We start from the raw sequence: 21,614 nt of genomic DNA on the forward strand, positions 1-21,614 counted from the left end.
GACGTCGGCGAGCAGGGTGCGGACGGTGGACGAGAGCAGGTCGCGGTGGCCGGTGAACGTCGTCGTCGCAGCCCTTGCCGCGGATTCGACGCCGCCTCTCGGGGGCTGCCCCGGGGCGGGGCCGTCCTTGCCTGTGACGGGCGGTGGGACATCTGCGGGCCTCTCCTTTGCCGATGCGTGGCGAAGGGAGACCCGTCCGGAACCCGCAAATGTGACACCGATCCCGCCCGGTGTGGCGTACATCACCCCGAGCGGTCGGCCGTCAAGCCGGCGCCAACCAGCCGTACAGTCCCGGCCAAGGCGCAGGGGTGACGCTGTGGCTCCGCACCCGTGTGCGGCACCGCCGGAACACGGGCTGCCGGCCGGCGGTGGAGCGGCGCGTACCTCGCCCTGACCCGAGGGGCGCTGTTCCGGCCGGCGGCCGGCGGTGTTCTGCCGCCGCCGCGCGGGCCGGTGTCCGACGTGTACCGCGCCGCGCCCCGGGCCCGCCCCGCCCGGCCCTCCCGGCCGGTCCGGGTCGGCCGGGAGGGCGGTGGGGTGCGTCCGCGGCAGGCCGCGAGGGCCGCGCGGGAGGTCCCGGACGTGGGCGGGTGGCTGCCGGGAGGCGGTCTCCGGGCCGGCCGGCCGCCGCGGTCGGGCCGCACCCGCCGGGGCCGTGTCACATTCCGCTCGCCCCGTCTGTCTTACCAGGGACACCTCACGTCGGTCCGAGATGAGAAGGAGAAGACCGTGGCAGCACAGAGCGCAGCCTCCGCTACCGAGGCGGCCGGAACCGAGGGGAGGAATCCCCGGCGGTGGCTCATCCTCGCCGTCATCTGCGTCGCGCAGCTCATGGTCGTCCTCGACGGGACGGTGATGAACCTCGCGCTGCCGTCCGCGCAGGAGGACCTGGGGTTCACGAACGCCGACCGGCAGTGGGTCGTGACCGCGTACCTGCTGGCCTTCGGGAGCCTGCTGCTGTTCTGCGGGCGCCTGGTCGACCTGATCGGCCGTAAGAAGACCTTCCTCATCGGGCTGATCGGCTTCGCGGGCGCCTCCGCCGTCGGCGGCGCCGCGACCAACTTCGGGATGCTGGCGGCGTCGCGCGCCTGCCAGGGGTTCTTCGCCGCGCTGCTGGCGCCGGCCGCCCTGGCGCTGCTGGTCACGACGTTCACCGATCCGCAGGAACGCGGCAAGGCGTTCGGCGCCTTCAGCGCGGTCGCGGCCAGCGGCGGCGGCCTCGGCCTCATCCTCGGCGGTTCGCTGACCTCCTCGCTGTCCTGGCGCTGGTGCATGTACATCAACCTGGTGTTCGTCGTCATCGCGGTGGTCGGGAGCGCGCTGCTGATGGAGAAGCAGCCCAAGACGCCGGGCGCCCGCCTGGACGTTCCCGGCGTGGTCTTGGTGTCGAGCGGAATGTTCTGCCTGGTCTACGGCTTCTCCAACGCCTCCACGCACCGCTGGGGCACCCCCTCGACGTGGGGCTTCCTGATCGCCGGGGCCGTGCTGCTGGCCGTCTTCGCGGGCTGGCAGACCCGTGCCGCGCATCCGCTGCTGCCGCCGCGCATCGTCCTGGACCGCAACCGGGGCGCCGCGTACCTGACCATGCTGATCGTCGGCGCCGCGATGTACGGCATCTTCCTGTTCGTCATCTACTACATGCAGAGCACCCTGGGGTATTCGGCGATCCGCTCGGGTGTCGCCCTGCTGCCGATGGTGGCGGTCACCGCGGTGGGGGCCAACGTGGGCAACATCAAGCTGATGCCGCGGTTCGGGCCCAAGCCGCTGGTCACCGTCGGGCTGCTGCTCGGCGCGGCCGGCATGGTCTGGCTGACGGGGATCGACGTCGATTCCGGTTACGCGTCCGCCCTGCTGGGCCCGCTCATGATCGCCGGTGGCGGCATGGGCCTCATCTTCGCCTCGGCGTTCCGCACCGGCACCTCCGGGGTGGCGCCGTACGACGCGGGGATCGCCTCGGCGAGCATCCAGACCGGACAGCAGATCGGCGGCGCGATCGGTCTCGCGCTGCTCAACACGATGGCGACCAGCTCCACGACCCACTACGTCGAGGACCACGCCCAGGGCCGGCCGACGCTGCCGCTGATCCACCTCGCGACGGTCCACGGCTACACCACGGCGTTCTGGTGGTGCGCCGGCATCTTCACGGTCGGCGCCGTCGTCTGCGGCACGCTGATGCGCCGCGGCCCGCTGCAGGCGCCCGCCGCCGCGCCCGCCGGGAAACCGTCGGAGCCCGAGGCGGCCCGGGCCTGACCCCTACGCCGCCGGCCCGCCCGGCGAGCAGTCCCCGTCCCGTGCACCGGCGACAACGACTGGATCGCCGAGCCGCTGACCATGGAGCAGCTGACCCCCGTCGGCTCCTACCGGCTCTTCTGACCCGCCTTTTGCCGGCCGGCCGCCGGCGAAGGCGGCAACACACCCGACCGGGGCTCCGGTCGCGGACGGCGACCCGCCCCGGTCGTCGCCCGCGACCGGGGCCCCGGTCGTCTTCGTCCCGCGCCGCGGCGCCGGCCGCCGTGAGCGAAGCCCGGCAGCCGTACCCGCCGCCCCCTCCCCCGGCCGTGCCCTCCCCCTCACCCCAACCGCCTCGGCCTCCCCCGGACCGCGCCCTCCCCGGCCACTGCGGGCGTACGTCCCGTACGACGGCGTCTGCGCGTCGGTGCCCGCAAGGAGCGGGTCCTGCGGGCGGGGGCTGCCCGCGGTGCGACGCGTGGCGGGAGCCCGGGCCGGGGCGCGGCCACGCTCGGGGGGTCTGCTCCCGGGGGCCTGCTCCCGGCCTGGTCCCGGCCTGGTCCTGGGGCCCGCTCCTGGTAGTGCGCTCGGGGGCGCGCGCTCGGGGGGCTCGGGGGGGGGCGTCCGATGCGGGGTCGGCCGGGCGGCGTGGGTCCCCGTGGCCGTCCGGGCGGCGTCCGGGCCTGGACCAAGTCGCCGCCAAGCCGGTGCCCCTACGCTCTCGACGGTATCAACGGGGTCCGCGCAGGGCGTATGTCATGTGCCCGCACGCGGCCCCGCGGCGGCCGGGCGGTTCACCGGCACGATGCGCCAAGCCGGCGTGCCCCGGCCCGAGACATCCCCCCATGAAAGGAACAGCGCATGGTCAATCGGCGATCCTTCCTCGTCGGCGCGGGCGGGGCGGCGCTGGCCGTGGCCGGGGTCTCCGGCCCCGCGTTCGCCCGCTCCTCGCCCGGGAGCAAGTGGCACCGGCTGCGCCACCACCTGCGGGGGCGGCTGGTACTGCCGTCGAACGCGGCCTATCCGACCGCCAAGCAGCTGTACCTCGCCCAGTTCGACGACATCCACCCCCAGGCGATCGCCTACTGCACCTCGCCCGCCGACGTGGCGCTGTGCCTCGGTTTCGCCGAGCATCACGGCGTGCCCATCGCCGTGCGCAGCGGCGGCAACTGCGCGGGCGGCTACTCCACGAAGCCGGACGCTCTCGTCATCGACGTGTCCAAGATGAACGGCATCTCCCTCGGCCCCGAGTCCGCGAGGCTCGGCCCCGGGGCGCAACTCGTCGACATCACCGACCGGCTCGGCCGGGCCGGGCTGACGATCGCCGACGGCTACTGTCCGACCGTCGCGGCCGGCGGATTCCTCCAGGGCGGCGGCGCGGGCCCGTTCACCCGGGCCATGGGCATGGCCACGGACAGTGTGACCAAGGCACAGGTGGTGCTCGCCGACGGCAGGGTCGTCACCGCCTCGCCGCACGAGCACAGCGACCTCTACTGGGCCGTACGCGGTGGCGGCGGCGGCAACTTCGGTGTCGTGACCTCGTACACGATCACTCCGGAACCTCTCACCGACCTCGACACCTGCACCCTGCTGTGGCCCTACGACCAGGCGCTGGAGCTGTTCGACGGCTGGTCGAAGTGGCAGGCCGACGCGCCGTGGGCGATCGGCAGCGCGCTGCTCATCACGCTCATGGACGCAGCGCCCGGCAAGGTGCCGGTGGTGTCCGTCTTCATGGGCTCCGTGGACACCAGCGGCATCCTGGCCGGCGAGGTCGAGCGGCTCATCTCCCTGGTCGGCCGCCCCCCGGCGTCGCGCAAGCCGCTCAAGGCGCCGTATCAGCAGGTCATGATGGGCTTCTACCAGTGCGACGACAAGACGGTCGACGAGTGCCACCGCACGGGCACGGTGCCCGGCGGCCTGGTCCCCAGGATGGAGTACGGGATCTGGCGCAGCCGCCTGTTCAGCGAGCCGCTGCCGCACGAGGGATGGTCGAAGGTGCTCTCGGTCTTCGACAACGAACGGCATCCCGGGCAGATGCGCCAGTTGCAGCTCGTCACCATGGGCGGCAAGGCCAACACCGTGCCGCGCGACGCCACCGCGTTCGTGCACCGCGACACCATCTTCTCGATCGCCTTCCTCGCCGCGAACTACACGGGGCCCGTTCCCGAGGAGAGCGTGGCCTCCGCGGAACGGTTCGCCGACACCGGCTTCGAGGTGATCGACCCCTATTCCAACGGCGAGACCTATCTGAACTTCTACGACCCGCGCGACCCGAACTGGGAGAGGTCCTACTACGCCGAGAACTATCCCCGACTGATGCAGATCAAGGACAAGTACGACCCGCACAACCTGTTCAGCCACGCGCAGAGCGTGCGGTGATCCGCACGTAACAGGGCTGCGAGCAGGGCCTCCCGGAGCATGGCGGGACACCGAAGAATCCCCGCGTGCCCGGGAGGCCCGTGCCGTCGCCGGATCCGGCCTGAGCCATTCCCGACCCCTGGGGGCGAAATGAACGACATGACCAAGGCGCCTGTTCTCATAGCCGGCGCCGGGATCGGCGGACTGACGGCGGCGCTGAGCCTGCACGCCGCGGGCATCGACGCGGTCGTGCTGGAGAGCTCCCGCGACATCCGCCCGCTCGGCGTCGGGATGAACCTGCTGCCGCACGGGGTCCGCGAGCTGATCGAACTCGGCCTCGGCGACGACCTCGCCGCCCTCGGCGTGGCCACGGCCGAGCACGTGTTCTGCGACAGCGCGGGCGAGCGGCTCTTCACCGAGCCTCGGGGGAAGTCCGTGGGCTACCACTGGCCGCAGTACTCCATCCACCGCGGTGAGTTGCAGCAGCTGCTGCTCGAGCGGGTCCGCGAACGGCTCGGCCCCGACGCCGTGCGCACCGGCCTGCGGCTGCTGGACTTCACCGAGCACCCCGACGGCGTCCGCGTCCGTGTGCGGGACCGGGCCAGGGACACCGACGAGACGTTCGAGGGCGCCGCGCTGATCGGGGCGGACGGACTGCACTCGACGGTGCGCACCCGGCTCCACCCGAAGGAGGGGCCGCTGTCCTGGTCGGGCCAGCGGATGTGGCGGGGCGTCACGGTGATGGAGGAGCCCTTCCTGACCGGCCGGTCCATGGTGGTCGCCAGCGACGGCACCGCCTCGCTGGTCGCGTACCCGATCGGCCGCGACCGGGTCAACTGGGTGTGCCTGGTGCGGGTCGCCGAGCCCGGTCCCCTGCCCGAGGACGGTGCCGTGAACACGGTCGACGACCACCGCGCGGGCCGGCTGGAGGAGGCGCTGTCCCACTACGAGGGCTGGTCGCTGGGCATGCTCGATGTCCGTGAACTGCTCAAGCGCAGCGAGCACATCCTCGAATACCCCATGGTCGACCGCGAACCGCTGACCTCCTGGGGCCGCGGCCGGGTGACGCTGCTCGGCGACGCCGCCCACCCGATGTATCCCGCCGGGGCCAACGGCGCCTCCCAGGCCATCCTCGACGCGCGGGTCCTCGCCCACGAACTGGCGCGGGCGGGCGACGACGTGCCGGCGGGGCTCGCCGCGTACGAGAGCGCCCGCCTGGAGGCGACCGCGAACGTGGTCCACGCGGGCCGCGCGATGGAGCGCGCCGCCGGGCCCGCGATGCTGGACCGCGGCATGCTCGCCCAGATCATGGAGTTCTACCGCAAGATGGCCGACAGCGAGGTGGCCGAGCTCAACGCCCGGCCGTCGCTGACCCCGGCCGCCGCCGGCGGCCGCCACGGGACGCCGTGACGCCACCGCCCCCGCGCCCGGCCCCGTGACGCCCCGCCTGCGGGGACCGGGCCGGGCGCTGTCGGCGGAGCCGGGCCGGTGCTGCCGGCGAGGCCACGGCCGCGGTGGCGACGGCCACCCCGGCCCGCTCCGGACAGGGCGAGGCGTGCGCGCGCACCTGCGGGAGGCGCCTCACGGCCCGCCGGTCCCCGCCGGCCCTGGCGGCCGCTTGCCTCTCCCCCGCGCTTCGTCGGCGAGCGGATGTGCCCGCAGGGGAGCGGCGGACGGCGCGCCGGACCGCGGCGCCCAGGTGAGCGGCGGACCTGGGCGCCGCGCCGGTGCGCCGTGGGCGCGGCGTGCGACACGCCGCGCCGGCCGGGGAGAAGGGGTCGGGTCTCCCCCGGCCGCCGGTGCCTGCCGCCGGTGCCTGCGGCCGAACCGCTCGAGGGGCCGCGGAGGGAATCGTCCGCCGCCGGAAGCCGTCGCTGCGGCGGCGGTGCGTCGCGACGGCTGCGGCCGGGTCGTGATCAGGGGTGGGTGCCGACGACGGGAGCGCACATGTCCGCATCGCGCAGCGATGCGCCGGACGAGTCCGGGACAGCCGTGCCGGGCCGGGCCGACGGGCCCGGGCAGGCCCTGCTGCCGGCGTCCGCGCCGGCAGCGCTGTGGGCGGTGCGGCACGGGCAGAGCACCGCCAGCGTCGCCTTCGCCGAGGCCGGGCGGACCGGCTCGGCCGCTCTGCCGGTCACGGGACGCGACAGCGACGTCCCGCTGTCCGCGCTGGGGCGGGCCCAGGCTCGTACGCTGGCCGGCTGGCTCGCCGGCCACACCCGCGGCGCCGGGCCGGACCTGGTGGTCTGCTCCCCCTACGTGCGGGCCCGGCAGACCTGGCAGGCGATGGCCGCGGCGGCGCCGGACGTGCCGGTGCTGGTCGACGAGCGGCTGCGCGACCGTGAGACGGGCGTCTTCGAGCTGCACCCGCCGGCCGCGCTGGCGGCCCGGGCGCCGGCCGAGGCCGCGCGCCGGGCGAGGCCGCGCGCCGGGCGAGGCCGCGCGCCGGGCGAGGCCGCGCGCCGGGCGCTGCTGGGCGAGTGGTCGTACCGTCCGCCGGGCGGCGAGGCGCTCGCCGACGTCGCCCTGCGCGTACGGGACTTCACCTCCGAGCCGGCCGGCGCGTGCTGCTCGTCGCGCACGACGCGATCGTCATCGCCCCGCGCCATGTGCCGGCCGGTCTCGGCGCGCCGGTCCCGCACGCTCTGCCGCCGGTGCGCCACGCCTCCGTCACGCACTGGCGGGGCGACGGGCGCCGTCTGCGGCTCGCGCACTGGGGCCGCACCGCCCACCTCGCCGGCCTCGCCCAGCCGGAAGGGCCCGCGTGAGCGGCCCGCCGGCGGCGGGGATCCGGGCTCGCCGCAGGCCCGCCGACCGATGGCTGACGGGCCGTCATGAAGGGTGCGGGCGAAGCTACTCCGGGAGGTTGTCGAACGCCTTCACCAGCTTTCGCTGGTAGTCGCTGATCTGGTAGTAGGCGCCGAGCTTGTAGTACTCCTTCTCCGGCGACAGGGCGAGTCCGTAGACGAGCGCGCGCCGCTCGCCGACGTAGGCGTACGGGGCGGTGTTGGCGTACTGCGCCATCTGGCCGAGCTCGGGCTCCGACTTGGTGGGGGTCGTCTCGGGGTCGGTGGTGATCACGGCGAAGCAGATCCGCACGATCTTCGAGGAGTCCCAGTTGAGGGTCGGGTAGATGGCGAACGACTTCTTCGCGAACTCCACCCCCTGCTCGCCGGCTTCCTTCAGTCCCATCTCCCGCAGCATCGACTGGATGTAGTCCGACTCCAGAGGGGCCGTGGTGGCGCGGTCGCAGTAGAGGTTCAGCTCGTGGCGCTTGTAGTCGACGGAGACTCCCGTGACCCGGTCCAGGCCGTAGCGGGCGAACAGCTCGGCGTTCTCCGCCGCCGCACGCGGCATGGACGGCAGGTCGAAGAGCTTCTCCAGGTCATGCACGTCGTTGGAGGGGAAGGCCGCGTAGGCCTTCTTGAAGCCGCCGGCGACATCGACGTCGATGCCGTACATGCCGACGGGGAAGCGCTCCTGGAAGTCGGAGATGACGGAGCCGACGGGGTGGTCCGTGGGCTCGATCAGGCCTTCGGACAGCGCGAAGGAGTACGGGTCGACGTGATCGGCGGGGACGGTCATGCTGAGGTCGAGACCGCCGGAATGACTGCCGCTGGCGGTCATGGAGAAGACGATCACGGCCTCGTCCAGCAGGTCCTGATGCCCGGTCAGGACCGGTCGCACCTTGTCACCCGCGCATACGGTGCCGGCCAGGGCTGCCGCCTTCTCCACAGCCGCATACACACGGTCGACTTCAGTGGCTTTGGACATTGCTTCCTCCATGCCTCGAGCGCTTCCTGACGCTGCTGCACCTACATAGTTGCCGGTCGTCCCGGCCGGGCCGGCACGGCCGCTCGGTCCCGTCCCCGGCCTGCTCGCCGTGCCGTGGACGCCCGCTCACGCCGCTTCCTGGGGAAGCGGCGCCGCGCCCGGGACCCGGGAGCGGACGTGGCCGAAGGCGAGCAGCACGGGAGCCTGGGTCAGGACGGAGACGTAGTACGGGAAGGGGCGGGGACCGACCATGTCCGGCGGCCCGCTGTATCCGCCGTCCGCGTCCTGGTGGTCGAGCAGCCAGGACAGGGCGCGTCCGACGGGCCGGGCTTCGTCGCCGCCGCACAGTGTGATCAGCCCGTAGGCGGTGCTGATGGCGTCGCTGGCGTCGCCGGGCTGCATGCCCCAGCCGCCGTCGGCGTTCTGCGTGGCCCGCACCGACTGCTCCATGCGGCGGGCCACTTCGGCCATGCGGCGGTCGTCCGCGTCCGCGGTGCCCACGGCGAGGCGCGCGCGGAAGATCGTGTGCAGGCGGCTGCGGCTCCACCCGGGCTCGAACCCGCCGTCGGGCAGCTGGTTCTCGGCGAGGAAGTCCAGGGCCCGCTGCCGTGCGGCCACGGTGTCGGTGTGCGGGGCGAGCGCGTTGACCGCCGCGGCCGTCATGCACGGCTCGCCGCGGGCGCCGGCCACGTAGGTGGGGAAGCCGCCGTCCTCGCCCTGCACGGCGAGCAGCGCGTCCACCCCGCTGCGCACGGCGCCGTGGAAGCGGACCGGGGCGGTCTCCTGGATGAACTCCAGGGCGCACGAGGTGCAGTCGACGTCGTTCAGCGCCACGCCGGGGGACATCGACCAGCCGCCGGTGAGGGCGGCGCCGCGGGACAGGGAGGGCAGCGGGGCGCCGCCCTGGTGGTGGACGAGGGCGGCCGCCATCCGGCGCAGCAGCTCCGGCGGGGCGCCGGTGGCGGCGAGGCCGATGCCGGCGGTCGCGGTGCACCAGTGGTGCATCTCCGCGATGAACGGGAAGCCGCCGTCGTCGCGCTGGTGGCGCAGCACGCTGTCCAGTCCGCCGCGCACGGTCGCCTCCTGCCCGGGGACACCGGCCAGCGCGTGCAGGGTCAGCAGGTGCATCAGCACGTAGCCCTCCCACACCGTGGTCGCCGGGTCCGTGGCGGTCAGCGTGGTCAGGGCGGCTGCGGTCGCCGGGTTGTGCACCTTGGCGGCGTTGGCGAGGATCAGCGTGACGGCGGCCTGCTGGACGACGTTCCAGGAGTGCGTGGGGTCGGTGGGCGCCGCCTCGTCCGGCGCGGGCGCGACATCGGAGGGCAGGGGGCATCCGAGGACCGACAGCACGGCGTACAGCATTTTGCGGCGGCGGGCGGAGATGAACTCCGGTGCGCTGCCGAGCACAGCGTCGGTCAGTTTCGCGATGAGGTCGGTGTCGCCGTCGGGGGCCCGGTGGACCGCGGTGGAGACGGCGAGCGTGGCCAGGACACGGTCGAATTCCTGCGGGGAGTCCAGGCGCGCCTGCAGGAAGGCGAGCACGCGGTCCCGGGCGGGCGGGGCCGCGCCGATGCGTGCCATCAAGGTGAGCGCGAGCGCCGATTCCAGGACGCGGCTGTGGCATTCGCCGCGTATCGAGCCGTCGGCGTCGACCCTGTCGATGACGTGGTCCCGCAGTCGCGATACGGCTTGGTGCACGTGATCGGGATCGACGCCGGCCGGCCACGGCAACGGGGCCGGACGCGGTGCATTCAGTGGTCTCATGCCGTGCTCCTTTGACATGTCGTTGCGGCTCCCCCGCCGGGGCCACGGCAGGACGCGTTTCGGATTGCGGCCAAGAGTCGGTGACGGGACTTGGCTGGCGCTGTTCTGCGACTTGGCGCCTGCTTGGCAACCGGGGGCGGCCGTGCGGTGCGGGCGCCAGCCGGCCACGAAGGAGCGCGCGGCGACCAGGGCGGCCGGTGGCCGAGGAGAGGGCTGTCGCCCCGCGCCGGGCGGGGCACTACGGCGTGCTGGCTCACGGATACGGCGGTACGGGCTTCGGGGGGTGGCGGTACGGGCTTCGGGGGGGGTGGCGGGTCGTGTGCCGGTGGCGCCGTGCGGGCGGGCGTCGGTGTTGGTGCGGCGGCGCCAACCCGGCACCAAGCCGGGAGATAGTGCGGGCCAATCAGGCAGGCCGACGATGGGGGCCGCGGCGCCGCACGCATCGGATGTCGTCGCGGCGGGGTCACCGCCGCATGCCCGAACGGCTTCCCGGCCGAGCCGATGTCGCGTTCCGTCCGCCGCCGGCCGCGGTCGTTCGTGATCGTCCGACGCCCCGCACGGGGCCCTCACCTGATGGAAGGCCGAATATGGAGGAGACCGAGGTTCCGGTCCTGATCGTGGGCGGCGGTGGCTGCGGCCTGTCCGCCTCCGTCTTCCTCTCGGACCACGGTGTGGGGCACCTGCTCGTGGAACGGCACGCGGACACGTCGCTTCTGCCGAAGGCGCATTACGTCAACCAGCGCACGATGGAGATCTTCCGCCAGCACGGCGTCTACGACGCCGTCGTCGAACACGCCTCGACCACCGGGCAGTTCGGCCGGGTGCGCTGGCAGACCACGCTCACCGGCGACGGGCCCTTGGACGCGCGGGTGATCCACGAGATGGACGCGTTCGGCGGCGGGGAGCTGACCGCGCGCTACGCGGCGGACGGCCCCGTACTGCCCGTCAAGCTGCCCCAGCTGCGGCTGGAGCCGATCCTGCGCCGGCAGGCCGAGGAGCGCAATCCCGGCCGTGTGCTCTTCTCCCGCGAACTGATCCGTTTCACCGAGGAGGGCGAGCACGTCGTCGCCGAGATCCGCGACCGGGAGAGCGGCGAGGTCACCCGGGTCCGCGCGCGGTACGTCATCGCCGCCGACGGCGGCCGCACGCTCGGCCCCGCGCTCGGCGTGCGGATGCAGGGCGTGTTCGACATGGCCGACGTCACCACCGCCTACTTCTCGGCGGACCTGTCGCAGTGGTGGCACGAGGGTTCCCTCATCACCTGGTTCGTCAACCCCGACCGCCCCGACCTCAACAGCGCCCTGCTGGAGATGGGGCCGACCTGGGGCCGGCACTGCGAGGAGTGGGGGCTGACCTTCAGCCTGGGCGACGTGGACCGCGCCGACGAGGCGGCGATCGCCGACCGGATGCGTGCGGTCCTGGGCCTGCCCGGCCTCGATCTGACGGTGCACAAGGTGTCGCACTGGACGGTCGAGGGAGTCCTCGCCGACCGCTACCGGGCCGGCCGCGTCCTCATCGTCGGCGACGCCGCCCACCGCCAGCCGCCCACCACCGGGCTCGGTCTGAACGGCGGCATCCAGGACGTGCACAACCTCGCCTGGAAACTGGCCGCGGTACTCGGCGGCCGCGCCGACGACAGCCTGCTCGACACCTACGAGACGGAGCGGCGCGCGCTTGGCAGACACAACGTCGAGTGGGGCCTGGCCACCTGGTTCCACCACCGGGTCATGACCGAGGCCGCGCTCGGCCTGGGCCCGCACGTCCCGCCGCAGCGCCGCGCGTCCGCGTTCACCGCCTACTTCGCCCCCTCCCCCGTCGGCGCGGTCACCCGCGCCAGGGCGGCGGAGTTCTTCGGCACCCACCGCGCCGAGTGCCAGGCGCACGACCTGGAGATCGGCTTCGCCTACGAGGACGGCGCGCTCGTGCCCGACGGGAGCCAGGCGCCGCCCCGCTCGCCCATGGGCGGCGACTACCGTCCCACCACCCGCCCCGGGCACCGGCTGCCGCACGCGTGGACGACACGCGACGGGCGGCGCGTGTCCACCCACGACCTGGCCGGACCCCAGGGTGCTTTCGTCCTGATCACCGGCCCCGCGGACACGGCCTGGGACGCGGCGGCCCGGGAGGTCGCCGAGAAGTTCTCCGTCCCCCTCACCGTGGCCCGGATCGGGGCCGGCGCGCCCTACACGGACCCCGACGGCGACTGGGCGGCCGTACGCGAGATCGCGGACGACGGCGCCATCCTGGTACGCCCCGACAACCACGTGGCGTGGCGGTCCATGGGCGCGGCCGAGAACCCGGCGGACGTGCTGGCGCAGGCGATGTCCCGGATCCTGCACGGCAAGAGCGCCGAAGGACGCTAGGCCGAGTCCGGGAAGTCCCGCCCAGCCCACGGCAGGTGGCGGGCGGGACCCGGCGGGCGGGCGGTGTTTCGCGGCTGCGGCCCGGATGCGGGTGGTGGTGTGCCGCCGTCCGCGCCGGAGGCGGCACCGGGTGAGGCGCGGGTGGGGGCGGCGCCGGGTGGGGCGCCGGGTGAGGCGGCAGTGTGACGGGGCGGGGGGGAGGGCCGGGTGATGCCGGTCCTGCCGCCCGCCCCGTGCGGGGTCCGGCGGCCGGTTACCGGTTGCCGGTTACCGGTTGCCGGTTGCCGGTGCCGGCGCAGCTCACCCCGCTCCCCCGGCTCCCCCGCTCCCCCGGCCCGCCGCGCGGGCCGGGCCCGGCCGGGTCAGGTGGGGCGGGGGTGTCCAGTCGCGGTCCGCGCGGGCGGGGGTGTCCAGTCGCGGTCGGTGGGGGTGGGGTGTCTAGGCGTGGTCGGTGGGGGTGGGCGGGGGGCCGGGTGCGGTGAGGGCCCGGTCCACCAGCGGGCCGGCGGCGCCGGTGTAGTGGGCGGGGTCGAGCAGCGCGTGCGCCTCCTCGCGGCTCAGCACGCCGGCCAGGCGCGGGAGTTCGGCCAGTACGTCGGCCAGCGGCCGGCCGGTGCGGGAGGCGAGCAGCGAGGCCTGCGTCAGGAGTTCCTTGGCGGCCGTCCTGCCCAGGCGCGGGGCCAGGACGGCCGAGACGCGTTCGGAGACGAGCTGTCCGCCGGTGGCCTGGAGGTTGGCGCGCATCCGCTCGGGGTGGACGGTGAGTCCCCGGGTGAGTTCCACGGCCGTGTGGGCGGCGCCGCCGGTGAGCCGCAGGGCTTCGCGCAGGGGCTGCCACTCGGCGTGCCACACCCCTGCCGAGCGTTCGTCCTCGGCGGGCAGGCACTGCGTCAGCACGGTGCTCAGCGCGGGCACCTGGAGGGCCGCGGAGCGGATCAGGGTGGCGAGTACGGGGTTGCGTTTGTGCGGCATGGCCGAGGAGGCGCCGCGTCCGGCGGCCGCGGGCTCGGCGACTTCGCCGACCTCGGTGCGGGTGAGGACCAGCACGTCCGCGGCGATCTTGCCGAGGGCGCCGGCCGTGTGGGCGAGTGCGGCGCCCAGGTCGGCGACGGGGGTGCGCAGGGCGTGCCAGGGCAGCCGGGGTGCGGCCAGGCCCGTCTCGGCGGCGAAGGCGGCGCCCAGGTCGTCGAGCAGGGCGGCGGGGTCGGTGTCCGGCCCCGCGTACTGGAGGTAGCCGGCGAGGGTGCCGGCCGCGCCGCCGAGCGCCACCGGAAGTCCGCCGTGGGCGACCCGTTCGAGACGGTCGACGCAGTCCAGGACGAGCTGGCGCCAGCCGGCCGCCTTGAGGCCGAAGGTGGTGGGCACCGCGTGCAGGGCGAGGGTGCGGCCCGCCATCACGGTGTCGCGGTGCGCGGCCGCGAGGCCGGCCAGCGCGGCGGCCACGGTCCGCAGGTCCGCGACGATCAGGCGCAGCGCCCGCGCGGCCACCAGCATCGCGCCGGTGTCCAGGACGTCCTGGCTGGTCGAGCCGCGGTGCACGTATTCGGCGGCCTGCGCCGACTGCCGTGCGACGACCGCGGTCAGCGCCGTGACCAGGCCCACGACCGGGTTCGCGGTCTCCCGCGCGGCCAGCGCCAGTTCGCGCACGTCGAGCAGGTCGGCGCGGGCGGCGGCGGTGATGGCGTCGGCGGCGAACGCGGGCACGGTGCCGCAGCGGGCCTGGGCGCGGGCCAGGGCCGCCTCCGCGTCGAGCATCGCCTGGAGCCAGGCGTGGTCGCCCACGGCGGCCTCGACGGGGGTGCCCGCACGGACCGGTGACAGCAGCCCGGCGTCGAGATGGGCGGCGGTGGCCGCCGCCGGCGGGGATGCGGGCAAGGAGGTCATGCGCCTGCCTTCGGGCTCGGGGCCGGGCCGCCGGCCGCGTGGTGGGTGGCAACGGTGTCCGGTTCGCCCGGCGCAGGGCGCGGTCCGGGCCCGGCCGGGACGGCCGCCGCCATGGCGTCGCGGTCCTCGCGGTGAGCGGGCCGGCGCCGGGTGGGATGCCGGGTGATGCAGCGGGAGGGCGGGCCCGCGGAGAGCGGCTGCGCGCCCGGCGCCCGGAGTGCGTGCCGTGCCGGGGGGGGTGTCCTTCCCGCGCCATGTTCGCGCCAGGCGCTCGGATCCGGGTGGAACGCGGCTCGAAGGGCTGTGCGCGCGCGGGGCCCCGGCACGGCGCGAACGCGGCTGTATCGGCTCTCCAGCACCCGTCGCTACGTTCGACGGGTGCGAAAGGCCCCCAGGGCGGCCGCCTTCGCCGAACAGACGGGGCCGCCGGCCGGCAGGCCGGATCCGAACCCTTCGTCAGGGGATTCCTGACTCGAACTGTTCACAGCCACTGTCTCGAGCCGTGCGGCGGTACGGGCCGAGTCACCTCACGAAGGAGGATGTCGATGACGGCACAGCCGTGCCCCCGAGTCCATGCCCGCGAATGCCGCGCGGCCGACGGCTGCGTCCTGTGTGCCGGCTGCGTCGCTCAGGCCGAGCGCGACCTGCGCGCGCTTCCCGCTCTTCACCAGGAGTGCCTGCACCACGCGTCGCCGACGCCCCGGCGCAGCAACCCCACGAAAGTGTCGGGCAGTCGTGCCCGGGATCATCTGAACTTCTCGGTGCTCGACGCCCGTTACCGCCTGCTGAACGCCTTGCAGTCCTGGTCGGAGTATGTCGCCGCGCATCACCGGGTCGCCGTTCCGGGCCGCTCCGTCGTCCAGTTGGCCCGGTTTTTGGCCGGGCATCTGCCCTGGCTCGTGGCGCAGCCGTGTGCCGCCGAGTTCGCGGACGAGGTGGAGGGTCTGGCCGCCGAGTTGCGCGGCACGATCGACCCGGGGGCCGGTGAGCTGCGTACGGCGATCCGCACGTGTGTGGTGGAGCACTGTGCCGGGACGATCAGCACCTCGCTGAACGGCGGGGAGCGGGTGCGCGCCGGGCGTCTGGAGTGCTCCCTGGGCCATGGGTGGGACATGGGCGAGTGGCTGGCTCTGCGGCATCTGCTGGAGCAGCGGCGGGCGGGGGCCGGCGCATGACGAAGCCGCCACGTCACCGGCTCGTGCCCACGAATGTGGCGGCGCTGGCCGTCGGGGTGTCCGAGGCGACCATCCGCAAGTGGGTGAGCCGCGGGAAGATCACCCGCTACGGCGCGCCGAACTGCCGCTCGGCGTTCGACATCGACGAGCTCACGCAGATCGCCCTGCGGCGTTCTCCGCGTCCTTCAGGGCTCCCCCGCTGACCGGCACCGGCGGCGCCGGGCGCGTGTGCCCGCGCGTCCTGGTGCCGGGCGACCATGCCCGCGGGCCGAACGCGCGGCGGGCGAGAGGCTGTTGCATGGACACCCCACCCCTGTGTCGAGTGAGCCAGGTCACTTCGAGGTGTCCTTGGCGTGAGGGCACCCCCGTGTCACTATCGATGCACATTTTCCCTGCCCGAAAACTTCTTCGGGTCAGGCAGGCGGGTGCCGCGTCCCCGCTCGTCCCCCCTCAGTGCGAACCGCCGGTGCACGGCGCGGCTGTGCCCGCGTGCCCGGCGCCGCCCGAGAGCGGGGCTTCCCCTCCGGCCGCCGCCGCGGCGGCGGCCGGCGCGCCGGCGTCCCCCTGTCCCGGCCGGCCGGGATTGCGCGCCGCCCCCTTCGCAGTACCGCGCCGCCCTGCGCTGCGGTGCGGTGACGGGCGCCGAGGAACAACCGGCGGAAAACGGATAGTTCGATCTCACTGCAGGTAACGAGAAGGGGAGCTGAGTGCGTTGACTCTACCGACCTCTGTGGCGGGGGTTTCGGCACACCACCGGGCTCGCTCCGTCGGCATCGGTCGCGCTCACGCCAAGGCCATTTTGCTGGGGGAGCACGCGGTCGTGTACGGAACCGCGGCGCTCGCCGTGCCGATCCCGCAGCTGTCGGCCACGGCGAGCGCGGGATGGTCCGCCGACACCGCGGACGGCGCGGACGCCGGCGCGCAGGGCGACTTGTCCTTCGCCATGACCGGTTCGGTGTCGCGGGCGATGGTGACGCAGGCCTCCGACGGGCTGCGGCAGCTGGCCGCCGCGTTCCGGGCGCAGATGGGCGTGCCCGACGGTCCGCGTCTGGACGTGATCGTCGACGGCGCCGTCCCGCCCGGCCGCGGGCTCGGCTCCAGTGCCGCCACCTCGCGGGCGATCGTGCTGGCCCTGGCCAATCTCTTCGACCGTGAACTGAGCGAGGCCGCCACGTTCGACCTGGTGCAGACGGCCGAGAACATGGCGCACGGCCGGGCCAGCGGCATCGACGCCTGCGCCGTCGGCGCGACGGCGCCGCTGCGTTTCCAGGCCGGGCGGGCCGGCGAACTGGAGGTCGGCTGCGACACGTTGCTCGTCGTCGCCGACAGCGGCACCTCGGGCAGCACCAGGGAGGCGGTCGAGCTGCTGCGCGAGGGGTTTCGGCGCGAGGGCACCAAGGAGCGTTTCCTGCGCCGCGCGGACGAGCTCGTCGAGGCGGCCGTCGCGGCCCTCGCCGAGGGCCGGGCGGGCGACGTCGGCGCGCAGCTGAGCGGCTATCACCAGCTGCTGCGCACCGCCGGGCTCAGCACCGACCTGATCGACACCATGGTCGAGGCCGCGCTGGACGCGGGCAGCCTCGGGGCGAAGATCACCGGCGGCGGGCTGGGCGGCTGCATGATCGCGCTGACCCGGCCCGAGCACACCAGGAACGTGACCGTGCGACTGCACGAGGCCGGCGCCGCGCAGACGTGGGTCGTCCCGCTGAGGAGGCTCGCCGACCATGTCTGAGCAGCACACCCTCCGGGTGCGGCCGTCCCGGCGCGAGGGCGCGGCGGAGGCCGCCGCCGTCGCGCATCCGAACATCGCGCTGGTCAAGTACTGGGGCAAGCGCGACGAGGAACTCGTCCTGCCGCGCACCGACAGCCTGTCGATGACCCTGGACATCTTCCCCACGACCACGCGGGTCCGACTCGACGCCACGGCGCGGCGCGACGAGGTGAGGCTGGGCGGCGTGCCCGCGACGGGAGAGGCGCTGCGCCGCATCGTCGCCTTCCTCGACCTGGTCCGTGACCGGGCGGGGCTGTCCGTGCGGGCGGTCGTCGACTCCGAGAACACCGTCCCCACCGGGGCCGGCCTGGCGTCCTCCGCCAGCGGGTTCGCCGCCCTGGCGGCGGCCGCGGCGGCCGCCTACGGGCTGCGCCCGGACGCCACCGCCCTGTCGAGGCTGGCCCGGCGCGGATCGGGCTCGGCGTCGCGGTCGGTCTTCGCCGGCTTCGCCGTCTGGCACGCGGGCCCCGGCGCCGGCGCCGGCGCGGATCTCGGCTCCTACGCCGAGCCGGTGGCCGCCGGGCAGCTCGATCCCGCGCTGGTCATCGCCGTGGTCGACGCCGGGCCCAAGGCGCTCTCCAGCCGCGAGGCCATGCGCCGTACCGTCGCCACCTCGCCGCTGTACGGTCCGTGGGCGGCCTCCAGCAAGGACGACCTCCTCGCCATGCGGGCCGCGCTGCTGCGCGCCGACCTCGACACGGTCGGCGAGATCGCGGAGCGCAACGCGCTCGGCATGCACGCCACGATGCTGGCGGCGCGCCCCGCGGTGCGCTACCTGGCGCCGGCCACGCTGACGGTGCTGGACGGTGTGCTCCAGCTGCGCCGCGAGGGGGTGGCGGCCTACGCGACCATGGACGCCGGGCCGAACGTCAAGGTGCTGTGCCGGCGCGCGGACGCGGAGCGGGTGGCCGCCACCGTGCGCGGCGCCGCCCCGGGCGGCGCGGTGCACATCGCCCGGCCGGGGCCGGGTGTGCGTCTGCTGCACGCGGACGGGCGATGAGCGGCGGGCGCACGGCCGTACGGCGCGCTCCGGGCAAGCTGTTCGTCGCGGGCGAGTACGCGGTGGTGGAGCCCGGTGTCCCGGCGATCGTGACGGCGGTGGGCCGGTCGGTCACGGTCACCGTCGCGGCCGCGGACGGGCCCGGGGTCGTGATCGCCTCCGACCTCGCCGCGGGGCCGATGCGCTGGCGGTGGCAGGGCGACCGGCTCGAGGTGTGCCCCGGGCAGGACGAGCCGCGGGTGCGCCGCGCGGCGGCCCACGTGGTGTCGGCGATCGAGACCGTGGCCGGCCTGCTGGCCGAACAGGGCCGGCCCGCACCGCGGGTGAGTGTCTCGGTTCGCAGCGAACTGCACGAGAAGGGCACGAAGTTCGGTCTGGGTTCCAGCGGCGCGGTGACCGTGGCGAGCGTGGCGGCCCTGGCCGCCCACCACGGCCTGGAGCTGGAGGCGGCGAGCCGGTTTCGGCTGGCGCTGCTCGCCACCGCCCGGATCGACCCGCGTGCCTCCGGCGGTGACCTCGCCGCCAGCACCTGGGGCGGCTGGGTCGCCTACCGGGCCCCCGACCGTGACTTCGTGCTCGATCTGGCGCGGCGCGAAGGCGTCGGCCACGCGCTGCGCGCGCCGTGGCCGGGGTTCGCGGTGCGTGCGCTGCCGCCGCCGCGCGCCCTGCGCCTGGAGGTCGGCTGGACCGGGCGGCCTGCGTCCACCGCCTCGCTCGTCGCCGGCCTGCACCGGCGCACCTGGCGGGGCAGCGCCTCGCACCAGGCGTTCGTCAGGACCAGCACCGGCTTCGTCGACGCCGCGACCGACGCGCTCGAACGCGGTGACGAGGGGGAGCTGCTGCACCAGATCCGGTGCGCCCGCGAGGAGTTGGCCCGCCTGGACGGCGAGGCCCGCCTGGGCATCTTCACCCCCGAGCTGACGGCGCTGTGCGCGGCGGCCGAGGCCGTCGGCGGTGCGGCCAAGCCGTCGGGGGCGGGCGGCGGCGACTGCGGCATCGCGCTGCTGGACGCCGCGGCCGAGCACGACATCGCGCAGGTACGGCAGCGGTGGGCCGCGGCGGGCGTACAGCCCCTGTCCGTCGCCCGCCCCCCGGAAAGGAACGAGGAATGAGCAGCGCTCAACGCAAGGACGACCATGTCCGCCTGGCCATGGAGCAGCACCGTGCGCACAGTGGCCTCAACCAGTTCGACGAGGTGGCGTTCGTCCACCACGCCCTGGCGGGCATCGACCGGCCGGACGTCTCGGCGGCCACGTCCTTCGGCGGCATCCGGTGGCAGGCCCCGCTCTACATCAACGCCATGACCGGCGGCAGCGCCAAAACCGGTGCCATCAACCGGGATCTGGCCGCCGCCGCCCGCGAGAGCGGCGTGGCCATCGCGTCGGGTTCCATGAACGCCTACCTCAAGGATTCTTCCTGCGCCGACACCTTCCGGGTGCTGCGCACGCACAACCCCGACGGGTTCGTCATGGCCAACATCAACGCCACGACCTCGCTCGACGGCGCCCGGCGCGCCGTCGACCTGCTGGAGGCCGACGCCCTTCAGATCCACGTCAACACCGCGCAGGAAACCCCCATGCCCGAGGGCGACCGCTCGTTCTCGGCGTGGGCCGGGCAGATCGAGACGATCGCGGCCGGCGTCGGCGTCCCCGTGATCGTCAAGGAGGTCGGCAACGGCCTGAGCCGGCAGAGCGTCCTGCTGCTGAAGGAGCTGGGGGTGAGCGCGGCCGATGTCGCCGGGCGCGGCGGCACCGACTTCGCGCGCATCGAGAACGGGCGCCGGGAGCTGGCCGACTACGCCTACCTGCACGGCTGGGGCCAGTCCACCGCCGCCTGCCTGCTGGACAGTGCCGGCGCCGGCCTGCCCGTGCTCGCCTCCGGCGGGGTGCGCCATCCCCTCGACGTCGCCCGCGGCCTCGCGCTCGGCGCCCGCGCCGTCGGTGTGTCGGGCGGGTTCCTGCGCACCCTCCTGGACGGCGGCGTGGCCGCGCTCGTCACGCAGATCACGGCGTGGCTGGACCAGCTGGCGGCGCTGCAGACCATGCTCGGCGCGCGCACCCCGGCCGACCTGGGCCGCTGCGACGTGCTGATCCAGGGCTCCCTGCGTGACTTCTGCGCCGACCGGGGCATCGACACCGCCCGCCTCGCCCGGCGCTCCGCCACCACCGCGACCACCACCGCCTCCGCCACCACCGCCTCCATCGACGCCCTCCACGAGATGACGGGAAGCACACGATGACCGACACACACGCGATCGCCGGCGTACCGATGCAGTGGGTGGGGCCCGTGCGCATCTCGGGCAACGTCGCCACCACCGAGACCCAGGTGCCGCTGGCCACCTACGAGTCGCCGCTGTGGCCCTCGGTGGGCCGCGGCGCGAAGGTGTCCATGCTCGCCGAGCAGGGCATCGTCGCCACCCTCGTCGACGAGCGGATGACCCGCTCGGTCCTCGTGGAGGCCACCGACGCGCAGACCGCGTACACGGCCGCGCTGACCATCGAGGCGCGCGTCGACGAACTGCGCGCCGTGGTGCGCGGGTGCAGCAGGTTCGCCGAGCTGATCGGCATCCGCCACGAGATCAACGCCAACCTGCTGTTCCTGCGTTTCGAGTTCTCCACCGGCGACGCCTCCGGCCACAACATGGCCACCCTCGCCTCCGACGCGCTCCTGGGGCATCTGCTGGAGACCGTTCCCGGCATCTCCTACGGGTCGATCTCGGGGAACTACTGCACCGACAAGAAGGCCACCGCGGTCAACGGGATCCTGGGCCGCGGCAAGAACGTCGTCACCGAACTGCTCGTGCCGCGTGCGGTGGTCGAGGACGTGCTGCACACCACGGCCGCGAAGATAGCCGAGCTCAACCTGCGCAAGAACCTCCTGGGCACCCTCCTCGCCGGCGGGATCCGCTCGGCCAACGCGCACTTCGCGAACATGCTCCTGGGCTTCTACCTGGCCACCGGCCAGGACGCCGCGAACATCGTCGAGGGATCCCAGGGCGTGGTCATGGCCGAGGACCGCGACGGCGACCTGTACTTCGCCTGCACCCTGCCCAACCTGATCGTGGGCACCGTCGGCAACGGCAAGGGCCTCGCCTTCGTGGAGACGAACCTGACCCGGCTCGGCTGCCGGGCCGAGCGCACCACCGGGGACAACGCGCGCCGTCTGGCCGTCATCGCGGCGGCGACGGTGCTGTGCGGCGAACTCTCGCTGCTGGCGGCCCAGACCAACCCCGGCGAGCTGATGCGCGCGCACGTCCAGCTGGAACGCGACAACAAGACCGCAAAGGTTGGTGTCTAGGG

At 74.4% G+C, this 21,614-nt stretch carries 14 protein-coding genes and 1 pseudogene; 12 read left to right on the forward strand and 3 right to left on the reverse strand.

The annotated features are described in order from the left end of the window. Nucleotides 1–729 precede the first annotated feature (729 nt). The 4 genes and pseudogenes from OG440_RS00215 to OG440_RS00230 all read left to right on the forward strand — a co-directional run bounded on the left by OG440_RS00215 (nt 730) and on the right by OG440_RS00230 (nt 7,355). On the forward strand, nt 730–2,250 hold the full coding sequence (locus OG440_RS00215; protein WP_406004764.1) for an MFS transporter: 1,521 nt from the start codon (nt 730–732) through the stop codon (nt 2,248–2,250). An 840-nt stretch (nt 2,251–3,090) separates the two neighbouring features. Then, nucleotides 3,091–4,608 carry an FAD-binding oxidoreductase gene (locus OG440_RS00220; RefSeq protein WP_406004765.1) on the forward strand — a complete coding sequence of 506 codons (1,518 nt, stop codon included), beginning with the start codon at nt 3,091–3,093 and terminating at the stop codon, nt 4,606–4,608. Between the two features lie 129 nt (nt 4,609–4,737). Next, the gene (locus OG440_RS00225; RefSeq protein ID WP_406004766.1) at nt 4,738–5,997 is read left to right on the forward strand and encodes an FAD-dependent monooxygenase; all 1,260 of its coding nucleotides are present in this window, start codon (nt 4,738–4,740) and stop codon (nt 5,995–5,997) included. 537 nt (nt 5,998–6,534) lie between these two features. Then, nucleotides 6,535–7,355: pseudogene (locus tag OG440_RS00230) on the forward strand (histidine phosphatase family protein). A gap of 85 nt (nt 7,356–7,440) precedes the next feature. Here the strand turns inward: OG440_RS00230 and OG440_RS00235 are convergent. Further along, the gene (locus tag OG440_RS00235) at nt 7,441–8,361 is read right to left on the reverse strand and encodes an aromatic prenyltransferase (RefSeq protein ID WP_406004767.1); all 921 of its coding nucleotides are present in this window, start codon (nt 8,359–8,361) and stop codon (nt 7,441–7,443) included. A gap of 126 nt (nt 8,362–8,487) precedes the next feature. Continuing rightward, the gene (locus tag OG440_RS00240) at nt 8,488–10,125 is read right to left on the reverse strand and encodes a prenyltransferase/squalene oxidase repeat-containing protein (protein WP_406004768.1); all 1,638 of its coding nucleotides are present in this window, start codon (nt 10,123–10,125) and stop codon (nt 8,488–8,490) included. A gap of 587 nt (nt 10,126–10,712) precedes the next feature. Here OG440_RS00240 and OG440_RS00245 point away from each other — a divergent pair. Further along, complete coding sequence (locus OG440_RS00245) at nt 10,713–12,488, forward strand: FAD-dependent monooxygenase (RefSeq protein ID WP_406004769.1); 1,776 nt, start codon at nt 10,713–10,715, stop codon at nt 12,486–12,488. 438 nt (nt 12,489–12,926) lie between these two features. On the opposite strand, the gene pcaB is transcribed toward OG440_RS00245, so the two are convergent. Then, nucleotides 12,927–14,372 carry a 3-carboxy-cis,cis-muconate cycloisomerase gene (pcaB, locus tag OG440_RS00250; RefSeq protein WP_406004770.1) on the reverse strand — a complete coding sequence of 482 codons (1,446 nt, stop codon included), beginning with the start codon at nt 14,370–14,372 and terminating at the stop codon, nt 12,927–12,929. Between the two features lie 545 nt (nt 14,373–14,917). Between pcaB and OG440_RS00255 the strand changes: the two genes are divergently transcribed. From OG440_RS00255 to OG440_RS00285, 7 genes are all read left to right on the forward strand, one after another. Further along, the gene (locus OG440_RS00255) at nt 14,918–15,547 is read left to right on the forward strand and encodes a hypothetical protein (RefSeq protein ID WP_406004771.1); all 630 of its coding nucleotides are present in this window, start codon (nt 14,918–14,920) and stop codon (nt 15,545–15,547) included. Continuing rightward, complete coding sequence (locus OG440_RS00260; RefSeq protein ID WP_406004772.1) at nt 15,544–15,750, forward strand: hypothetical protein; 207 nt, start codon at nt 15,544–15,546, stop codon at nt 15,748–15,750. The genes OG440_RS00255 and OG440_RS00260 overlap by 4 nt, the downstream gene beginning before the upstream one ends. 527 nt (nt 15,751–16,277) lie before the next feature. After that, nucleotides 16,278–17,276, forward strand: a complete 999-nt coding sequence (gene mvk / locus OG440_RS00265; RefSeq protein ID WP_406011204.1) for a mevalonate kinase — start codon at nt 16,278–16,280, stop codon at nt 17,274–17,276. Further along, nucleotides 17,269–18,315 (forward strand): diphosphomevalonate decarboxylase, encoded by a 1,047-nt coding sequence (gene mvaD / locus OG440_RS00270; protein WP_406004773.1) that lies wholly within the window; start codon nt 17,269–17,271, stop codon nt 18,313–18,315. The genes mvk and mvaD overlap by 8 nt, the downstream gene beginning before the upstream one ends. Beyond that, a complete protein-coding gene (locus OG440_RS00275; protein ID WP_406004774.1) occupies nt 18,312–19,427 on the forward strand; it encodes a phosphomevalonate kinase in 1,116 nt (371 codons plus the stop codon). The genes mvaD and OG440_RS00275 overlap by 4 nt, the downstream gene beginning before the upstream one ends. After that, complete coding sequence (gene fni / locus OG440_RS00280; RefSeq protein ID WP_406004775.1) at nt 19,424–20,554, forward strand: type 2 isopentenyl-diphosphate Delta-isomerase; 1,131 nt, start codon at nt 19,424–19,426, stop codon at nt 20,552–20,554. The genes OG440_RS00275 and fni overlap by 4 nt, the downstream gene beginning before the upstream one ends. Next, nucleotides 20,551–21,612, forward strand: a complete 1,062-nt coding sequence (locus OG440_RS00285) for a hydroxymethylglutaryl-CoA reductase (protein WP_406004776.1) — start codon at nt 20,551–20,553, stop codon at nt 21,610–21,612. The genes fni and OG440_RS00285 overlap by 4 nt, the downstream gene beginning before the upstream one ends. Nucleotides 21,613–21,614: the final 2 nt, after the last annotated feature.

The sequence above is a fragment of the Streptomyces sp. NBC_00637 genome, assembly GCF_045161545.1.
Lineage (GTDB): Bacteria > Actinomycetota > Actinomycetes > Streptomycetales > Streptomycetaceae > Streptomyces.

Bases quoted from the DNA above. Each gene is read 5' to 3' on its own strand.
- OG440_RS00220 (WP_406004765.1), top strand. From the start codon at position 3,091: ATGGTCAATCGGCGATCCTTCCTCGTCGGCGCGGGCGGGGCGGCGCTG.
- OG440_RS00225 (WP_406004766.1), top strand. From the start codon at position 4,738: ATGAACGACATGACCAAGGCGCCTGTTCTCATAGCCGGCGCCGGGATC.
- OG440_RS00235 (WP_406004767.1), bottom strand. From the start codon at position 8,361: ATGTCCAAAGCCACTGAAGTCGACCGTGTGTATGCGGCTGTGGAGAAG.
- OG440_RS00240 (WP_406004768.1), bottom strand. From the start codon at position 10,125: ATGAGACCACTGAATGCACCGCGTCCGGCCCCGTTGCCGTGGCCGGCC.
- OG440_RS00245 (WP_406004769.1), top strand. From the start codon at position 10,713: ATGGAGGAGACCGAGGTTCCGGTCCTGATCGTGGGCGGCGGTGGCTGC.
- pcaB (WP_406004770.1), bottom strand. From the start codon at position 14,372: ATGACCTCCTTGCCCGCATCCCCGCCGGCGGCGGCCACCGCCGCCCAT.
- OG440_RS00255 (WP_406004771.1), top strand. From the start codon at position 14,918: ATGACGGCACAGCCGTGCCCCCGAGTCCATGCCCGCGAATGCCGCGCG.
- OG440_RS00260 (WP_406004772.1), top strand. From the start codon at position 15,544: ATGACGAAGCCGCCACGTCACCGGCTCGTGCCCACGAATGTGGCGGCG.
- mvaD (WP_406004773.1), top strand. From the start codon at position 17,269: ATGTCTGAGCAGCACACCCTCCGGGTGCGGCCGTCCCGGCGCGAGGGC.
- OG440_RS00275 (WP_406004774.1), top strand. From the start codon at position 18,312: ATGAGCGGCGGGCGCACGGCCGTACGGCGCGCTCCGGGCAAGCTGTTC.
- fni (WP_406004775.1), top strand. From the start codon at position 19,424: ATGAGCAGCGCTCAACGCAAGGACGACCATGTCCGCCTGGCCATGGAG.
- OG440_RS00285 (WP_406004776.1), top strand. From the start codon at position 20,551: ATGACCGACACACACGCGATCGCCGGCGTACCGATGCAGTGGGTGGGG.